This is a genomic window from Alcanivorax sp. REN37 (genome assembly GCF_041102775.1).
GTDB classification, from domain to species: Bacteria; Pseudomonadota; Gammaproteobacteria; order Pseudomonadales; family Alcanivoracaceae; genus Isoalcanivorax; species Isoalcanivorax beigongshangi.
Map to the genome: position 1 here is coordinate 95,231 of NZ_JBGCUO010000001.1, position 15,738 is coordinate 110,968.

15 protein-coding genes are annotated in these 15,738 nt (G+C 61.5%); 7 read left to right on the forward strand and 8 right to left on the reverse strand.

Annotated features, from left to right (window positions below; all coding sequences use genetic code 11):
* Positions 1 to 135: 135 nt before the first annotated feature.
* Positions 136 to 1,284, reverse strand: coding sequence for an alkane 1-monooxygenase (locus AB5I84_RS00445; RefSeq protein ID WP_369453858.1), 1,149 nt, complete (start codon positions 1,282 to 1,284; stop codon positions 136 to 138).
* 155 nt (positions 1,285 to 1,439) lie between these two features.
* Here AB5I84_RS00445 and AB5I84_RS00450 point away from each other — a divergent pair, with 155 nt between their 5' ends.
* On the forward strand, positions 1,440 to 2,114 hold the full coding sequence (locus AB5I84_RS00450; protein ID WP_369453859.1) for a GntR family transcriptional regulator: 675 nt from the start codon (positions 1,440 to 1,442) through the stop codon (positions 2,112 to 2,114).
* On the opposite strand, the gene chrA is transcribed toward AB5I84_RS00450, so the two are convergent.
* The 4 genes from chrA to AB5I84_RS00470 all read right to left on the reverse strand — a co-directional run bounded on the left by chrA (position 2,107) and on the right by AB5I84_RS00470 (position 6,459).
* Entirely contained in the window at positions 2,107 to 3,333 is a 1,227-nt protein-coding gene (chrA, locus tag AB5I84_RS00455; protein WP_369453860.1) for a chromate efflux transporter, read from the reverse strand. The two genes, AB5I84_RS00450 and chrA, sit on opposite strands and share 8 nt — an antisense overlap.
* Positions 3,334 to 3,431: 98 nt before the next feature.
* A complete protein-coding gene (locus AB5I84_RS00460; protein ID WP_369453861.1) occupies positions 3,432 to 4,577 on the reverse strand; it encodes an acyl-CoA dehydrogenase family protein in 1,146 nt (381 codons plus the stop codon).
* A 125-nt stretch (positions 4,578 to 4,702) separates the two neighbouring features.
* Complete coding sequence (locus AB5I84_RS00465; RefSeq protein WP_369453862.1) at positions 4,703 to 5,539, reverse strand: esterase/lipase family protein; 837 nt, start codon at positions 5,537 to 5,539, stop codon at positions 4,703 to 4,705.
* The gene (locus AB5I84_RS00470) at positions 5,536 to 6,459 is read right to left on the reverse strand and encodes a YihY/virulence factor BrkB family protein (protein WP_369453863.1); all 924 of its coding nucleotides are present in this window, start codon (positions 6,457 to 6,459) and stop codon (positions 5,536 to 5,538) included. The genes AB5I84_RS00465 and AB5I84_RS00470 overlap by 4 nt, the downstream gene beginning before the upstream one ends.
* Positions 6,460 to 6,571: 112 nt before the next feature.
* Between AB5I84_RS00470 and AB5I84_RS00475 the strand changes: the two genes are divergently transcribed.
* Entirely contained in the window at positions 6,572 to 7,498 is a 927-nt protein-coding gene (locus tag AB5I84_RS00475) for a hydroxymethylglutaryl-CoA lyase (protein ID WP_369453864.1), read from the forward strand.
* Here the strand turns inward: AB5I84_RS00475 and AB5I84_RS00480 are convergent, their stop codons facing one another.
* The 3 genes from AB5I84_RS00480 to AB5I84_RS00490 form a co-directional block, all read right to left on the reverse strand.
* Positions 7,499 to 7,870: a VanZ family protein gene (locus AB5I84_RS00480; protein WP_369453865.1), complete on the reverse strand. Its 372-nt coding sequence runs from the start codon at positions 7,868 to 7,870 to the stop codon at positions 7,499 to 7,501.
* Between the two features lie 18 nt (positions 7,871 to 7,888).
* Positions 7,889 to 9,775, reverse strand: a complete 1,887-nt coding sequence (locus tag AB5I84_RS00485) for an MFS transporter (protein WP_369453866.1) — start codon at positions 9,773 to 9,775, stop codon at positions 7,889 to 7,891.
* A gap of 88 nt (positions 9,776 to 9,863) precedes the next feature.
* Positions 9,864 to 10,472, reverse strand: a complete 609-nt coding sequence (locus tag AB5I84_RS00490) for an acyltransferase (protein ID WP_369453867.1) — start codon at positions 10,470 to 10,472, stop codon at positions 9,864 to 9,866.
* An 89-nt stretch (positions 10,473 to 10,561) separates the two neighbouring features.
* Between AB5I84_RS00490 and AB5I84_RS00495 the strand changes: the two genes are divergently transcribed.
* The 5 genes from AB5I84_RS00495 (at position 10,562) to AB5I84_RS00515 (ending at position 15,700) form a co-directional block, all read left to right on the forward strand.
* Positions 10,562 to 11,275, forward strand: a complete 714-nt coding sequence (locus tag AB5I84_RS00495) for a DUF4197 domain-containing protein (RefSeq protein WP_369453868.1) — start codon at positions 10,562 to 10,564, stop codon at positions 11,273 to 11,275.
* 160 nt (positions 11,276 to 11,435) lie between these two features.
* On the forward strand, positions 11,436 to 12,422 hold the full coding sequence (gene glyQ, locus AB5I84_RS00500) for a glycine--tRNA ligase subunit alpha (RefSeq protein WP_369453869.1): 987 nt from the start codon (positions 11,436 to 11,438) through the stop codon (positions 12,420 to 12,422).
* Entirely contained in the window at positions 12,422 to 14,512 is a 2,091-nt protein-coding gene (glyS, locus tag AB5I84_RS00505; protein WP_369453870.1) for a glycine--tRNA ligase subunit beta, read from the forward strand. The genes glyQ and glyS overlap by 1 nt, the downstream gene beginning before the upstream one ends.
* Positions 14,512 to 15,075, forward strand: a complete 564-nt coding sequence (gene gmhB, locus AB5I84_RS00510) for a D-glycero-beta-D-manno-heptose 1,7-bisphosphate 7-phosphatase (RefSeq protein WP_369453871.1) — start codon at positions 14,512 to 14,514, stop codon at positions 15,073 to 15,075. Before glyS ends, gmhB begins: the two co-directional genes overlap by 1 nt.
* Positions 15,076 to 15,367: 292 nt before the next feature.
* Positions 15,368 to 15,700: an H-NS histone family protein gene (locus AB5I84_RS00515; RefSeq protein ID WP_369453872.1), complete on the forward strand. Its 333-nt coding sequence runs from the start codon at positions 15,368 to 15,370 to the stop codon at positions 15,698 to 15,700.
* The last annotated feature ends 38 nt before the right edge of the window (positions 15,701 to 15,738 follow it).

Genomic DNA, 15,738 nt, shown 5'->3' on the forward strand with positions numbered 1-15,738 from the left:
CGGCTAAAAACACCCATCCGCCCACCCCAGCAGGGCAAACACCCTTGGCTGCGGCCCTAGATTTAACTCACGCACAAAAAAAGGCGGGCCGTTGCCGGTCCCGCCGCTTTGGTGTTGCCGCCCGTAGGCCGCCGGTCAGGCGATGTTGTTAACTCGCTTGGCAGTACGGAACAGCTGGTCCATTTCGCCTTGATAATAGGCCTCCACGCGCGGGTTCATGATCTTGAACCACAGTGGCGGAATCAGCGCCAGCACGTACATTGAGGCGTAGCCGCCGGGCAGTTGCGGACTTTCCTCGTAGTGGCGCAGGACTTGGTAACGACGCTTGGCGTAAGCGTGGTGGTCACTGTGGCGCTGCAGTTGGAACAGCGCGATGTTGGTCAGCAGGTAGTTGGAGTTCCAGCTGTGCGCCGGGGTCACGCGCTCATAACGGCCGTTCTCCAACAGCCGGCGGTGCAGGCCGTAGTGTTCGATGTAGTTGATGATCTCCAGCGCCAGCGACGCGAAGAAACTCTGACCGACGAAGAACAACACACCCTTGGCGCCCCACAGCAGGCCGAACGCCACCGCCAATGCTGCGGAAATGCCGTACCACCAGATCAGTTCGTTGTGGATGCTGAACGCTTTCTTGCCTTTGCGGCGCAAGTATTCAGCTTCCAACCGCCAGGCATTGATGAAGTTGTGCACGAAAGCACGTGGCAGGAAGCGGTAAATGCTCTGGTTGTACTGCGATGAGGAGGCATCTTCCGGGGTCGACACCGTGACGTGGTGGCCACGGATGTGCTCAACTTTGAACCCGGCATAGGTGACCGATGCCAGCAGCAAGCCGCCCGCGTTGGCTTCCAGCTTAGTGTCTTTATGGATCAGCTCGTGGGCAAGGTTGATAGCGATGATGCCGCCGACGGTGCCGATCGACACGATCCAGCCGAGCATGCCGATCCAGTTATAGTCGTTCGTCACGAATACATGGCCCGCCCAGAACAGGATGCCGAACCACACCGGCACCATGCCAAGCGTGTAGACGCGGTAGATCTTCTCTTCCATCAGTGACGGCACTTCAGTGTGCTCATCCGGATTCGCCGGGTCCTTGCCCACGATGTAATCGAGGATCGGCAGGATGCCGAAGATAAAGATGTAGAGGCCCCACGCCCAGGCGTTCTGGGTGCCGCTTTCGGTGCCTACATACGCCGTCAGGGGCAGCAACGGCACCATGATCAGCCAGAACAGCGGATAGCCCCACTTTTTCAGCGTCTGCATGCGCTGGGGACTTACGTTCTCAAACATGTCGGTTCTCCCACGGAAACACGGCACCGGGTGCCAAAGTGATCTGTTCACAGGCTAAGTTTGATCTTTTGAATTGTCAAACAACTCAATTAGTCATTACGGGACGAAACTGATGCTATACTGCGCCGGCCTGTTTCCCTGCCGAGGTGCGCAAGATGTCGTTGAAAGCCGTTTCACTGAGCGATCAAATCGCCGATCACCTGTCGGAAATGATCATCCAAGGCACTCTGGCGCCGGGCGAGAAACTGCATGAAGTGGAATTAGCAAAGCGGCTTGACGTGAGCACCAACTCACTTCGAGAGGCCCTGAGAGTGCTGGAGGCACGCCACTTGGTAGTGATTCAGCCGCGCCGTGGCGCGCGCGTCTGCGACATCACTGAAACTCAGGTTGTGGAGCTGTACGACTTCCTGTTCATGCTGTTCGCGCAGCTGGCTGAACGCACCGCCAATAACTGGCAGGGCGGGGAGTTGGACCGGTTGATGCAGATGTTGAGCATGTTGGTGCAAGCGCACCAGAACCAAGACATGGCCGGCGCTCACCAGATGGTGTTCAGTTTCCTGCCGGATTTTCTCAGCTTCGGCCGCAACAGCTACCTGAGCCGCACCATCCAGGACCTGACGCCACTGCTGCAGCGCTACTCCTATATGGCGCTGGTGGAAGAAACCACCGAGTTCGATGTCACGCTGCGCATCTTTGGCCAACTGCTGACCAGCGTGCAGCAACGCGACGGCGCCGCCGCCGCAGCCTGCATTCGTGAGTACGGCGTCAACCAAGCCAACATCGTGCTGCGCGCCCTGCGTCAGCGCCGCGCCGCCAGCGCCGTCAGCTGAGCCCCTGCCAAGCCACCGCCACCACCGCACACAGCAGCAGGGTCAGCAGCGGGCCGCGCTGGAAGGGCCCCAACAGCAACGCCGCTAACCCCATCAGCACCAGTGCGCTGACACTGAAACCCGATGCCGGCCACAACACCTGCAAGCCGAACCACAGCGCCAGGTGCGCAATCACCCCGACCACCACTGCGCCCATGCCCTGAAGCGCCGCTGCCACCCGCGGTCGTTGCCCGAGCACCTCCACCGACGGCGCCCCCGCCAACACCAGCGTGATGCTCGGTACGAACACCGACCACGTGGTGATCAGCGCGCCAGCCAGCGCCATGGCGCCCGGCGTCCAAGGTTGCGGCGCTCGCCAGCCAGCCACGTAGCCGATGTGCTGCACCGCCTGGATCAGGGGACCGGGAGTGGCTTCGGCGAATGCCAGCGCGTCCATCATGTCGGCGGCGGCCACCCACTGGTGCCCCTCCACCGCCACCTCGGTGACATAGCCCAACACCGCATAAGCACCGCCGAAGGTGAGCAGCGACACCTTGGCGAAGAACACCCCTAATGCCGCCAGCACGTGGGACGGCCCGAATGCCAGCACGATCACCAGCATCGGCAGCGCCCACACCAGCCCACCGACCCCTAGCACTTTCAGTGCATGACGCCATTGGATCGATGATTGCGGGCTCGACAGGTCAGTGGGTACAAACCAACGTAGTCCCGCCAGCGCGCCGAACACCAACACCAGCGGGAACGGCAGGCCCACCGCGAGCGCCAGCAATGCCGCCACCGCCAGCCCCTGTCGTGGCCGATCCACCAGCGTCCGGCGCCCAAGCCGCAGCAGTGCCGCGGCCATCACCGCTACCACCGCCGCCTGCAATCCGGCCAACGCCGCTTGCCACAGGCCGTAGCCTTGCCACGACAAGGTCAACCACGACAGCAACAGGATCGACAGCAACCCCGGCGCAATGAACAGCCCGCCGGATACCAGCGCACCGACCACGCCGCGTTGGCGCCAACCCAGATAGGTGGCAAGTTGCTGGGCTTCTGGGCCGGGCAGCACCATGCAGAAGTTGAGCGCGTGAAGGAAATCGGCATCCGACACCCAGCGTCGTTCCGCCACCAGTAACCGGTGCATGACGGCGATCTGACCGGCGGGGCCGCCGACACTCAGCAGCGCCACTCGGCACCAGACCGCGATGAAAGCTCGCCAGGAAGGAATCGGAGTCACAGCGTTCCCTATCAACTGCGGACTGCGCAGCCTAGCGATGTTGTGTGACAGCCGCAGGACAGCGCCGGGCGACAGCGGTGGCCGCCGCCCGGGATGCCTCAGGCGCGACCGAGCAAATCGCGCGCGATGATTTCCAGCATGATTTCGCTGGTACCGCCGTAAATGCGCTGGATGCGGGCATCCACGTAATCGCGGGAAATGGCATATTCCTGCATATAGCCGTAGCCGCCATGCAGCTGCAGGCATTGGTCTGCCACCACGCCCTGCAGTTCGGTGGAGGTGTACTTGGCAGTGGACGCCTGCACCGCGCTCAATTTGCCGTCGTCGTACAGATCCGAGCACTGGGCCACGAATGCCTTGTTCACATCGATCTGTGCTTTCAGGTTGGCGAGCTTGAAGCGGGTGTTCTGGAACTGCGCCACGCTGGCGCCGAACGCCTTGCGCTCCTGCACGTATTCCACCGTGCGCTCAAGCATGCCCTCACAGGCACCCACAGCACCGATGGCGAGGATCAGACGCTCACGCGGCAGCTCATTCATCAGGTTAGCGAAGCCCTTACCTTCGCCGCCGAGGATTTGGTCGGCACCGACGCGCAGGTTCTCGAAGAACAGTTCCGAAGTATCAGCGCAGTGGTGGCCCATCTTTTCCAAGTTGCGGCCACGGGCGAAGCCCGGCAGGGACGTGTCAACGGTGAACAGCGTCATGCCGCGGCTGCCGGCATTGGGATCAGTTTTGGTGGCCAAAACGATGACATCGCAATGCTGACCGTTGGTGATGAAAGTCTTCTGGCCGTTGATGACAAACTCATCGCCATCACGCTCGGCGCGGGTTTTCATACCCTGCAGATCGGAACCGGCCCCTGGCTCGGTCATGCCGATGGCACCAATGGCTTCACCGGTGACCATCTTCGGCAGCCATGCTTGTTTCTGCTCTTCGCTGCCCAGGTGCAGGATGTACGGCGCAACGATGTCGGAGTGCACCGAAATGTTGGACGCCAAACCGCCAAAGCCCATGCGCGAAGCTTCTTCCACCACGATCGCCGACAGCCGGAACGAGGCACCAAAACCGCCGTATTGCTCCGGCACGTCGACACACAGGAAGCCGTTCTCACCAAGGCCGGTCCACACTTCACGCGGCAGGATTTCATCCTTTTCCCACTGGGCGTAGTGGGGCAGGATTTCCTTTTCCAGATATTTGCGCACATTGGTGCGGAACAGTTCGATTTCGCTTTGATCCAGGTTCATCAAGGTTCTCCGGTTTGAGGGTGGCGGCACCGTTCTGGGGGTGCCTGATCTCACGCTCCAGTGAAGCCGCAGCTCCACAGACGTCGCTTGTGCAGGGGTCGGCGGGCAACACACCCGCCTAGAAATCAGGCTGCCGGCTCCGGCTGGTCGAGACACTGGACCACCCGGCGCAGCACCTGCGGACTGTACAGCAGAGCACAGTGGCCGTGGTAGGGCAGATGGATGTTCTCACCCACCGCCACCCGCGCGCTGTCGGCCGGGAATACGAAGTTGTCCATGTCGGAATAAATGGCATAAAAACGGCAATCGCCGGGCGGTTCGCCGAGCCGGTTTAAGTCGCTGAGAAATGGGCTCTGATAGCGCAATTGATGGGCCGCGCCAGGGATCGGCAGCAGATTGGACAGTCGTGTCCCCGCCAGCGGTGAGCCGAGAAATACCGCCCGGCGCACCTGTCCGGCGAGCCCTAAATGCTGCAGCGCATAGCGCGTCAGCGGCCCGCCCATGCTGTGACACACCAGGTCCACTTGGGCTGCACCGGTAGCGGCACGAATGCGTTGCACATGATCGACCACCTGCTGCGCCAAACGGCGTGCATCAATAACCGGCGGCACATAGCTCACCGCGTGTACTTGAGAAAAACCGTGCCAACGCAGCCACCACTGCATGGCCAGAAAATTGATGTGATCGCCGCCGTAACCATGTACCAGCACCACCGGGACGGCTCCCGCCGCCGGCCGCAAACGCCGCCGCCAGGGAATGAAACGCAGCGGTGCCGCCAGCACCATCAGCGACATCGCCCACCATTCCAGTACCACAGTGCGCACCACTTTCCACGGCACCAGCGGTTGCAGCAACGCCGGCGGATGGCGACGCCGATCCAATGCCCAGAACAGATAGAACAGCAACGTCTGCAATGCAGTCAGCGCCAACACCAACACCAATAGGCGCAGCAGCCAGATCATGCGTTCTGCTCCGGCTGGGTTTCATCCACCAGCAACCGCTCCACGCGCACTGCCGAGGCCACCGGCTGCACCTCGCGGCCACGGAACTCGGTGTAGGCGCGGGTGAAGGCGGCACCGAACAGCAGAATCAGTGACGAGTAGTAGACCCACAGCAACAGCAGCACCAGTGATCCGGCGGCACCGTAAGTAGAGGCAGTGGCGGTGTTGGACAGGTACACCGCAATCAGCGAGCGGCCCAGCGCAAACAGCACGGAGGTCAGTAGTGCGCCGGGCAGCACATCGCGCCACCGCAGTTTCACATCCGGCAACACCTTGAACATGGTGGCGAACAGCAGCCCGATCACCAGCAGCGATACCGTGGTTTCCAGACCCACCGCCAGCGCGTCCGGCATCGGCAGCCAGTCGGCGGCAAACGCCATCACCGCGCGCAAAATCACGCTCAGCAGCAATGACACCAGCAACACGAAGCCGATTGAAAGCACGATCGTCAGTGACAGGAAACGGTTGCGTATCAATTCCAGCACGGTGTTGCGGTTCGGCCGCGGAGTGACATCCCAGATGCTGTTCAGCGAACGCTGCAACTGGGCAAACACGGTGGTGGCGCCGATCACCATGGTGCCCAGCGAGATCAGTGTCGGCAGCAGCGAGGTGTGGGTGATTTCGGTGCGCGCCACGGCATTGCGTACCGCTTCGGCGGCTTCGGCCCCCATCGCACCTTCTAGGTGACTGAGGATCTGCGCCATCGCCACATCGGTAGACAGCACCAAACCGATCACCTGCACCGCCAGGATCACCACCGGCGCGATCGAAAACAGCGTGAAGAACGCCAGCGCCCCGGCGTAGATTGCCGCCTGCCGGCCAAGCCAATACTCCACCGACTGGCGCAACAGCCGCCAAAGGGATTTTGCTTGCAAATTCACCGCCGTCCGCTCCTGTGATTTCGGCCAGCGGCGAGTGTACCATCCTCGTCTGTCGTCTCCGCAGCCCCATTGGGCGCTGCCGGGAAAGGCCCCCAATAAGGAGAACACAGCCATGACAGACCAGGTGATCATCAACGAAGTCGGTTTGCGTGATGGGCTGCAGAACCAGCCCGTGCATGTCAGCACCGATGCCAAGGCCGCCATTGCCGACGCCCTCATTGCTGCCGGTGTGCGCTATCTGGAGCCGGTCAGTTTCGTCAGCCCGAAAGCCGTACCGCGCATGGCCGATGCGGCGGCACTGAGCGCACGCCTGCCGCGCCGCGCCGATCTGCACTACACCGCCCTGGTGCCGAACCTGAAGGGTTATCAACTGGCGCGTGCCGCCGGTTACGACACCATTGCACTGGTGATTTCCACCACCGAGAGCTTCAACCAGCGCAACCTCAACATGTCGCTGGATACCGCGCTGGAGAGCTGCCTGTCGATTCTGGCCCAGGCCAAAGCCGATGGGGTCACCACCCGCGCCTATGTATCCGGCGCCTTCGCCTGCCCCTACGACGGCCCGGTGCCGGCCCGCACCAGCATCGAGTTGAGCGAGAAGTTGTTTGCCGGCGGCGCCGACGAAGTGGCGATTTCCGACACCATCGGCGGCGGCAATACCCGCCAGATGAAGGACATCATGCAGCCGCTGATTGCCAGTTTCGGTGCCGAACGCTTTTTCGTGCACCTGCATGACACCCGTGGATTGGCCGCAGCCATGGCGTGGGTCGCCTGCGAGCTAGGGGTGCGCAAGTTTGACGCGTCGGTGGGCGGCTTGGGCGGCTGCCCGTTTGCCCCGGGTGCCACCGGTAACGTCGCCACCGAGGATTTGGTCTATTTGTTTGAGTCTGCCGGGCTCAACACCGGCATCGACATTGTTGGCCTGCGTGAAGCGGTGCGATTGGCCGCAGCAGCCACCGAGCGGCCGCTGGGCGGGCGCATCCTGAAGTGGATCGAAAGCCAGGAAGCCCGCGGCAACAACGTCTGCGCGCTGGTCTGATCAGCGTCGCCGCCAGCAGCGCCAGCCCTGCACCAGCACCAAGGCGAGCAGGGCACCGGTGCCGTTGGCGACCATATCCCACACATCAAACGAACGGCTCGGGGTCATGCCCTGAGCCACTTCGATGCCGGCGCCGAACAGGAACGCCAGCCCCCAGATCGCCCACAACCGCCAACGTGGCCAGCCCAACGCCAGCAGCATCGCCAACGAGAAATAGGCGATGCCGTGGTAAACCTTGTCGTTGTAGACCTTGAAGCCGATGCGGGCGAGTTCATCGCCCGGCAGCAGACTCATGACGGCCACCACCACCGCACAGCCCAGCGCCAGCAGACGACGAATCCAGATCACGGTGGCGGGTTGCGAAACTGCCATGCACATCATCCCTGTTGATTAACGGAGGTCACCGCGGAGACCGCGTACGGCCTGCTCCAAGCCAGCGGCAGTGACCTGCTCAGCCGGCCAAGCCGGGGCCACCACCAACGCCACGCGGGCACGCATACGGCGTGGACGCTTGGTCAGCGCGCGCCCATCTTTGTGGCTGAAGGCACTGCCCCACAAGCCCTGCAGCGCCATCGGTACCACCGGCACCGGACGATCGCCGATGATCTTCTCGATGCCGTTCTTGAACTCAGCGATCTCGCCATCCAGCGTCAGTTTGCCTTCCGGGAAGATGCAGACCACGTTGCCCTCATCCAGTTCGGCGCGAATGCGTTCGAACGCCTGTTCGTAGACCTGCGGCTGTCGCGTCTTGCTGTCGATGGGGATCGCGCGGCCGGTGCGGAAGATATAATTCATCACCGGCGCGTTGTAGATCTGCTGCTGCATCACAAAACGCACCGGCCGTTGCACCGAACCGCCGATTAAGAGCGCATCCACGTAGCTGACGTGGTTGCACACCAACACGCAGGGGCCCTCCTGGGGAATGTTTTCCAGCCCTTCGCGGCGCACCCGGTACATCACTTTGGTCAGCATCCAAATGATGAAGCGGATCATGAATTCCGGCACTTTGCGATAGATGTAGAACGCCACCAGCAGGTTGGCCAGCGCCAGCACCAGGAAGAAGGTGGGGATGCTCCAGTCGAGCAAGCCAACGATGACTATGCCAGCCACCGCAGAACCCACCATGAACAGCGCGTTGAGCACGTTGCACGCGGCAATCACCCGCGACAGATGGCTTTTGCGCGTGCGCCACTGGATAAACGAGAACAGCGGCACGATATAAAAGCCGCCAAAGATGCCGATCCCGGCAAAGTCGGCCACTACTCGCCAGCCGCCGGCGCTGCCGAGGAATTGCGCCACCGTCTGCACGCCTTCGACGGGCATCGTCAGTGCTTGGTAGGAGAAGTAGAGGTCGATGCCGAACAAGGACAAGCCTAACGACCCGATTGGCACTAAACCGATTTCCACGGACTTGCCGGACAGTTTCTCGCACAGCACCGAGCCCAGTCCGATCGCAATCGAGAACACCGACAGCAACAGCGCGTAGACCATTTCCGAGCCGATCAGGTAATCGTCCACATAGACTTTCAGCTGGGTAGTGTAGGCGGCGCCGAGAAACCAGAACCACGAGACCCCCAGTACGCAGTACCACACTGACTTCACTTCCCGGGCGTGGCCCATCACGCGTTTGGTTTCCGAGAAGATGTTCCAGTTGATGCGCACATTCGGGTCTGCCGCCGGGGCCGCTGGAATGCTGCGCGCCGACAGATAACCGAGCACCGCGATCGTCACCACCGCCACCGGCCCCCACCAACTGGCGGCACCGGGCGCATTCAGCACCACGCCGGAAATCGAGCCGAGCAGGATCGCCACATAAGTACCCTGTTGCACCAACGCGTTGCCGGCCACCAGCTCGGTTTCGGCCAAATGCTGCGGCATGATCGAATACTTCAGCGGTCCGAAACAGGTGGATTGCAGCCCCATCAGGAACAGGATTGCCAGCAGGAAATACACCGCATCGAAATAGAAGCCGATGGCGGCAATCAGCATGATGCCCACCTCCACCAGCTTCAGCCGGCGGATCAGCATGCCTTTCTCATATTTGTCAGCGAACTGGCCGGCGAGGGCGGAGAACAGGAAGAACGGCAGGATAAACAGCCCCAACGCCACGTTGTTGAGGGTGTTGGGTGCCACCTGGGTGACCACCCCGGACGTGATCAGCAGGATCAATGCTTGGCGGAACACGTTGTCGTTGAATGCGCCGAAGAATTGGGTCGCAAAGTAAGGACCGAAGCGGCGTTTGGCCAACAACCCGGTCAGTGAGACAGCTTCCTTCATGTTCTGCGTTCCTGTGCAGAGCCAGCGGCAAATCGGCACAGCTTAACACCGGCTTGTGGCGTCCGGCGTGGCAATCCGTCACTGAGTATTAACGACGTTGGCCGATCGGCCGCGCCGGATTACCGGCCACAATCACTCCAGCGGGCACCTCGTGGGTGACCACCGCGCCCATGCCCACCACCGCGCCATCGCCGATGGTGACACCGTCGACAATCCCGACGCCGGCACCGATCCAGACATCACGACCAATGCGGATGCCCCGCGACGACACCGGCTGTTCGCTGATCAGCCGATCGCCGTCGAGGCCATGATTAAACGCAAACAGGGTGCAGCGGGCAGCAATACGAGTGTGGTCGCCAATGTGGATGCCGGCCGCACCGCCATCGAGACTGCAACCATGATTGATCGATACGCCATGACCGAGCCGGATCGGCCCATGTAGGAAACTGCCCGCCGCAATTAGACAGCCATCTCCGAGCACGATGTCGCGCCCGGGTTCGGCAAACAGCTGCGCGTCCGGGGCAATGAAACAGTCACGGCCGAAACGTACCGTCTCCATTGCCGCCAGTTCAGCCTGCAACGCCGCCTGCCACGGCTCTGCCCAGGCCCGGTGGCGCGCTTTCAAACGCGCATACAACCACGGCATGTACGCCAACCGGCGTTGGTGCTGGGCACGGTAACGATCGTCGTCAGACACAAAGCACTCCGGCAAAGCCATCTTGGACAGCGGTCCGTTATAGTAGCCACTTCGCCGTTTCCGGCACGTCCATCCTGCAAGGAGATCCCATGCGCAAGGCCGCTCTGATCCTCGCCATCACCCTCGCTGCCAGCGGCTGTGAAGGCATGAACCAATTCCTCAACGCCGGCAGTGACAGCGGCGGCCGCGAAGCCGGTGCACCGCTGGACCTGTCCGCTGCGGTGAAGCAGGCGCTGGAGCTGAGTAGCAACCGCGCCTCGGCGGAACTGTCACAGCCAGGCGGCTACGCCAACGACCCGCAGCGGCGGCTGGGCCTGCCGGCGCAATTCGACACCATCACCTCCACGCTCAGCAAGTTCGGTCTCGACAGCTACGTGACGCAGGTGGAAGCACTGATGAACCGTGGCGCCGAGTTGGCTGCTGCGGAAGCCAAGGACGTATTTCTCACCAGCATTCGCCAAATGACCGTCACCGATGCCATGGGCATCATCCGCGGCGATGACACCGCTGCCACCGACTACTTCCGCCGCACCTCGGAGCCCACCCTGCGCGAGCGCTACCAGCCGATCATTCGTGGCCAGCTGGAAAGAGTCGGCTTCTACGACCAGTACAAAACGCTGCTGAATACCTACAACGCTCTGCCGCTGGCCAGTAAACCGAACTTGGATTTGGAAGACTACGTCATGGACCAGAGCCTGAACGGCCTGTTCACCAAGATGGCCGAGGAAGAGAGCCTGCTGCGCGCGGATCCGCTCAGCCGCGGCAGCGCGTTGCTCGGCAGCGTGTTCGGCAGCAACCGCTGAGACTGGCCATCGCAGCGAGAACACCTCGCTGCGATGGCCACGCACCGCCGTCCGGTATCCGCTCTCCCGACGGATCGCTATACTTGGCCCCTTGTTTTGACGCCCCCACCATGCTTGGTGTTGCGGGCGCGTGTCCCATTTCAACGCAGCAGGTTTGATCATGGCGGCTCAACCGCAAGTGGATAGCAGCACTTTCCAGGGCTTGATTCTGGCCCTGCAACAATACTGGGCAGAGCAGGGGTGTGTGATCGTGCAGCCCCTGGATCTGGAAGTCGGCGCCGGCACCTTCCATCCGTGCACCTTCCTGCGCGCCATCGGCCCGGAAACCTGGAACAGTGCCTACGTGCAACCGTCGCGCCGTCCCACCGACGGTCGCTACGGCGAGAACCCCAACCGCCTGCAGCATTACTACCAATTCCAGGTGGTGCTGAAGCCGTCGCCGGACAACATTCAAGAGCTGTACTTGGGCTCGCTCAAACGGCTCGGTTTCGACACCCTGGTACACGACATCCGCTTCGTCGAGGACAACTGGGAATCCCCGACGCTGGGCGCCTGGGGGCTCGGCTGGGAAGTGTGGCTAAACGGCATGGAAGTGACCCAGTTCACCTACTTCCAGCAGGTCGGCGGCATTGATTGCTACCCAGTCACCGGTGAAATCACCTACGGCCTTGAGCGCCTCGCCATGTACCTGCAAGGCGTCGACTCCGTCTACGACCTGGTGTGGTCTAACGGCCCGTTCGGCACCGTCACCTACGGCGATGTGTTCCTGCAAAACGAAGTGGAAATGTCCACCTTCAACTTCCAGCACGCCAATGTGGAAGCGCTGTTCGAGCAGTTCGACCTGTTCGAGCAGGAAAGCCGCAAGCTGATCGAACTGGGCTTGCCGCTGCCGGCCTATGAATACGTGCTGAAAGCGTCCCACACCTTCAACCTGCTGGACGCCCGCAAGGCCATCTCCGTCACCGAGCGCCAACGCTTCATCCTGCGCGTGCGGGCGCTGGCCCGCGCCGTGGCCGACGCTTACTTCCAAGCACGCCGGGCACTGGGTTTCCCGATGGCCCCGGCCGCCCTGCGTGACGAAGTATTGGCGCAGTTGGAACAACAAGACGCCCGCCAGAATGACCGCGCCAGCAAGGGAGACCAGTGATGAGCGCTGCTGAACACGCGGTGCGCCGCGCCGATCTGCTGATTGAACTCGGTACCGAAGAACTGCCGCCGAAATCCCTGCAAGCACTGTCGCAGGCGTTTGCCGATGAAGTAGTGCGCCAACTGGACGAAGCCCAGCTGGCACACGGCGCGGTGAAGGTATTTGCCGCGCCGCGCCGCCTGGCCTTCCGTATTGAAGCGTTGGAGACCCGCCAAGCCGACCGCACGCTTGAGCGCCGCGGCCCAGCCGTGGCCGCGGCCTTCGGCGCGGATGGAACGCCCACCAAAGCCGCGCAAGGCTTCGCCGCATCGGTGGGTCTGAGCGTCGACCAACTGAGCCGTGTCGAAACCGACAAAGGCGCTTGGCTGGTCGCCCAGATCCAGGAAACGGGGCGTCCGTTGGTGGAGCTGCTGCCAGCCTTCTTGGCCCAATCGGTGCAGCGACTGCCGATCCCCAAGCGCATGCGCTGGGGCGCCCGCAAAGTACAGTTCGTGCGTCCGGTGCATTGGCTGGTGGCACTGCTGGACGATGAAGTACTGCCGCTGTCACTGCTGGAGTTGGACGCCGGCCGCAACACCTACGGCCATCGTTTCCATGCACCGCAGGCCTTGGCTCTGGCTCATGCCCGCGATTACGAACAGGCACTGCAGCAGCACGGCAAAGTGGTGGCCGATTTTAACACCCGCCGTGACCAGATCCGTAGCGCCGCTATTCAGGCCGGTAAAGATGCCGGCGGCAGCGCAGTGATCGATGACGAGCTGCTGGATGAAGTGACTGCGTTGGTGGAATGGCCGGTGCCGCTGGTGGGGCGCTTTGATGAGGAATTCCTGCGGGTGCCGCAGGAAGCACTGATCACCACCATGCAGGAAAACCAAAAGTACTTCCCGGTGGTGGATGCCAACGGCAGGCTGATGAATGCGTTTATCACCATCAGCAACCTCGACAGCACCGACAAAGCGCAAGTGATTGCCGGTAACGAGAAAGTAGTGCGTCCGCGTCTGGCCGACGCCGCCTTTTTCTACGATAACGACTGCGCCAAGCGGCTCGACCAACACGCCGAGCCACTGCAGAACGTGGTGTTCCAACAGCAGCTCGGCACGCTGGCAGACAAATGCCAGCGCATTGCGTCGCTGGCTGCCGTGATTGCCCAGGACATCGGCGGCGATGCGGCACTGGCGGCCGAAGCCGGCCGTCTCTGCAAAGCCGACCTGGCCTCAGAGATGGTGTACGAGTTCGACACCATGCAGGGCACCATGGGCTATTACCTGGCACGCCATGAAGGCCGCCCAGACGAACTGGCCGAGGCACTGCGCGAACAATACCTGCCACGTTTTGCCGGCGACATGCTGCCGGCAACCCGCACCGGCCAAGCGGTGGCACTGGCGGACAAACTCGACACTCTAGTGGGTATCTTCGGTATCGGCCAAAAACCCACCGGCGACAAAGATCCCTATGCCTTGCGCCGCGCCGCGCTGGGTATCCTGCGCATCATCATCGAATGCGAGCTGCCGCTGGATATCGAGGCCCTGGTAGAACAGGCCATCACTGGCTTCGGCGACCGCATTGATGCCGCCGCTGGCCGTGAAGCGCTAGAGTTCCTGTTTGGCCGTTACCGCGCGTTCTACCACGACCGTGGCATCGACACGCCAGTCATCCTGGCAGTGCTTGCAGTGCGTCCGGTGCGGCCACTGGACTTCGATCGCCGTGTGAAAGCGGTCGCCGCCTTCCGCAACCGTCCGGAAGCGGCCGCGCTGGCTGCAGCCAACAAGCGGGTGGCCAATATCTTGTCGAAACTCGACACCGCGCCCGGCGATGAAATCGACGGTGCACTGTTGGTGGACGACGCCGAGAATGATTTGGCCAACGCAGTGGTGGACGCCTATGCCGAAGGCGAACCACTGATTGATGCCGGTGATTACGCGGCGCTACTGGCGTTGCTCGCCAATCTGCGTGATCCGGTAGACCGTTTCTTTGACCAAGTAATGGTGATGGCTGACGATGCCGCACTGCGCGAAAATCGACTGGCGCTGCTGTCATTCCTGCGTGACCTGTTCCTCAACGTGGCAGATATTTCCGAGTTGGGTAGTTGATGCGACCCCTGGTTATTCTCGACCGCGACGGAGTCCTCAATGAGGACTCCGATGCCTTCATCAAATCACCGCAGGAATGGATTCCGATTGCCGGTGCGGCAGCCGCTGTCGCCCGTCTTAACCAGGCGGGCTTCGATGTCTATGTGGCCACTAACCAATCGGGTATTGCACGAGGTTATTACTCGCTCGACACCCTAAGTGATATTCATAAAAAGATGTGCGCTATAGCCGCCGATGCCGGTGCGCATTTTGATGGCATCACCTTCTGTCCCCACGGTCCCGATGCACAATGTGGCTGCCGCAAACCGCTACCAGGCCTGCTCGACCAGATCGCCGTTTTGCGCGGCGCACCGGTCGCCGGCGGCTGGATGGTCGGCGATACCCTGCGCGACCTGCAGGCGGGCGTAGCGCGCGGTTGCCGGCCGGCGCTGGTGCGCACTGGTAAGGGCCAGCGCACCCTTGATAAAGGATTACCCGCCGAGTTTGCCGATACCCCGGTATTTGATGACCTGCCTGCATTTGTCGATTGGCTTTTACGCGATGCCGCTGGCACTTCCGTGTAAAAGTTTGATTTCGTCTCTTTTTGCACCCTGTTAATGCGACTTACCCCATTGCGCGATGCCGCCAGTTGGCCTTTATATAGGGGCGTTCGTTCCGATCAAACGCATGTTTTATTAAAATGGCGTTAGCAGATTGGGACCCAATTGGAAAAATTGAAACTTTCCCTCCGGTTTGCCGCTCAAACGGTGCAATTCACAATACCCAATGGTATTGACCGTGATAGAGTGACGCCGCTGGCATTCACATTGGGTATGCCGCCCGGAAACACATGTAAGCCAACAAAGGGTTTGGAATATGAATATCAACCTGGCACCGCTTTCTGTTGAAGAGCTGGAGCAAGTCATCACTGACGCACGGACGCTGATTGAGAAAAAGAAGACGGAACACATCCGCAACGCACGTGCTGAAGTGGAGGCTATTGCGCGCAAAGCCGGGATTACCATCGAAGAACTGCTGGGCCTGAAAGCCGGTGCCCAAGCCACCACCAAAACCGGACGTCGCCCGGCACCGGTGAAATTCCGTCACCCGGAAGATCCCAGCCTGACCTGGACCGGTCGTGGCAAGCGTCCCAACTGGTTGGCCGCGGAGCTGGCCAACGGCAAGGCGCTCGAAGACTTCGCCATCTGATCCACTAAATTCAGATGCAATAAAAAAGGGGCCATGAG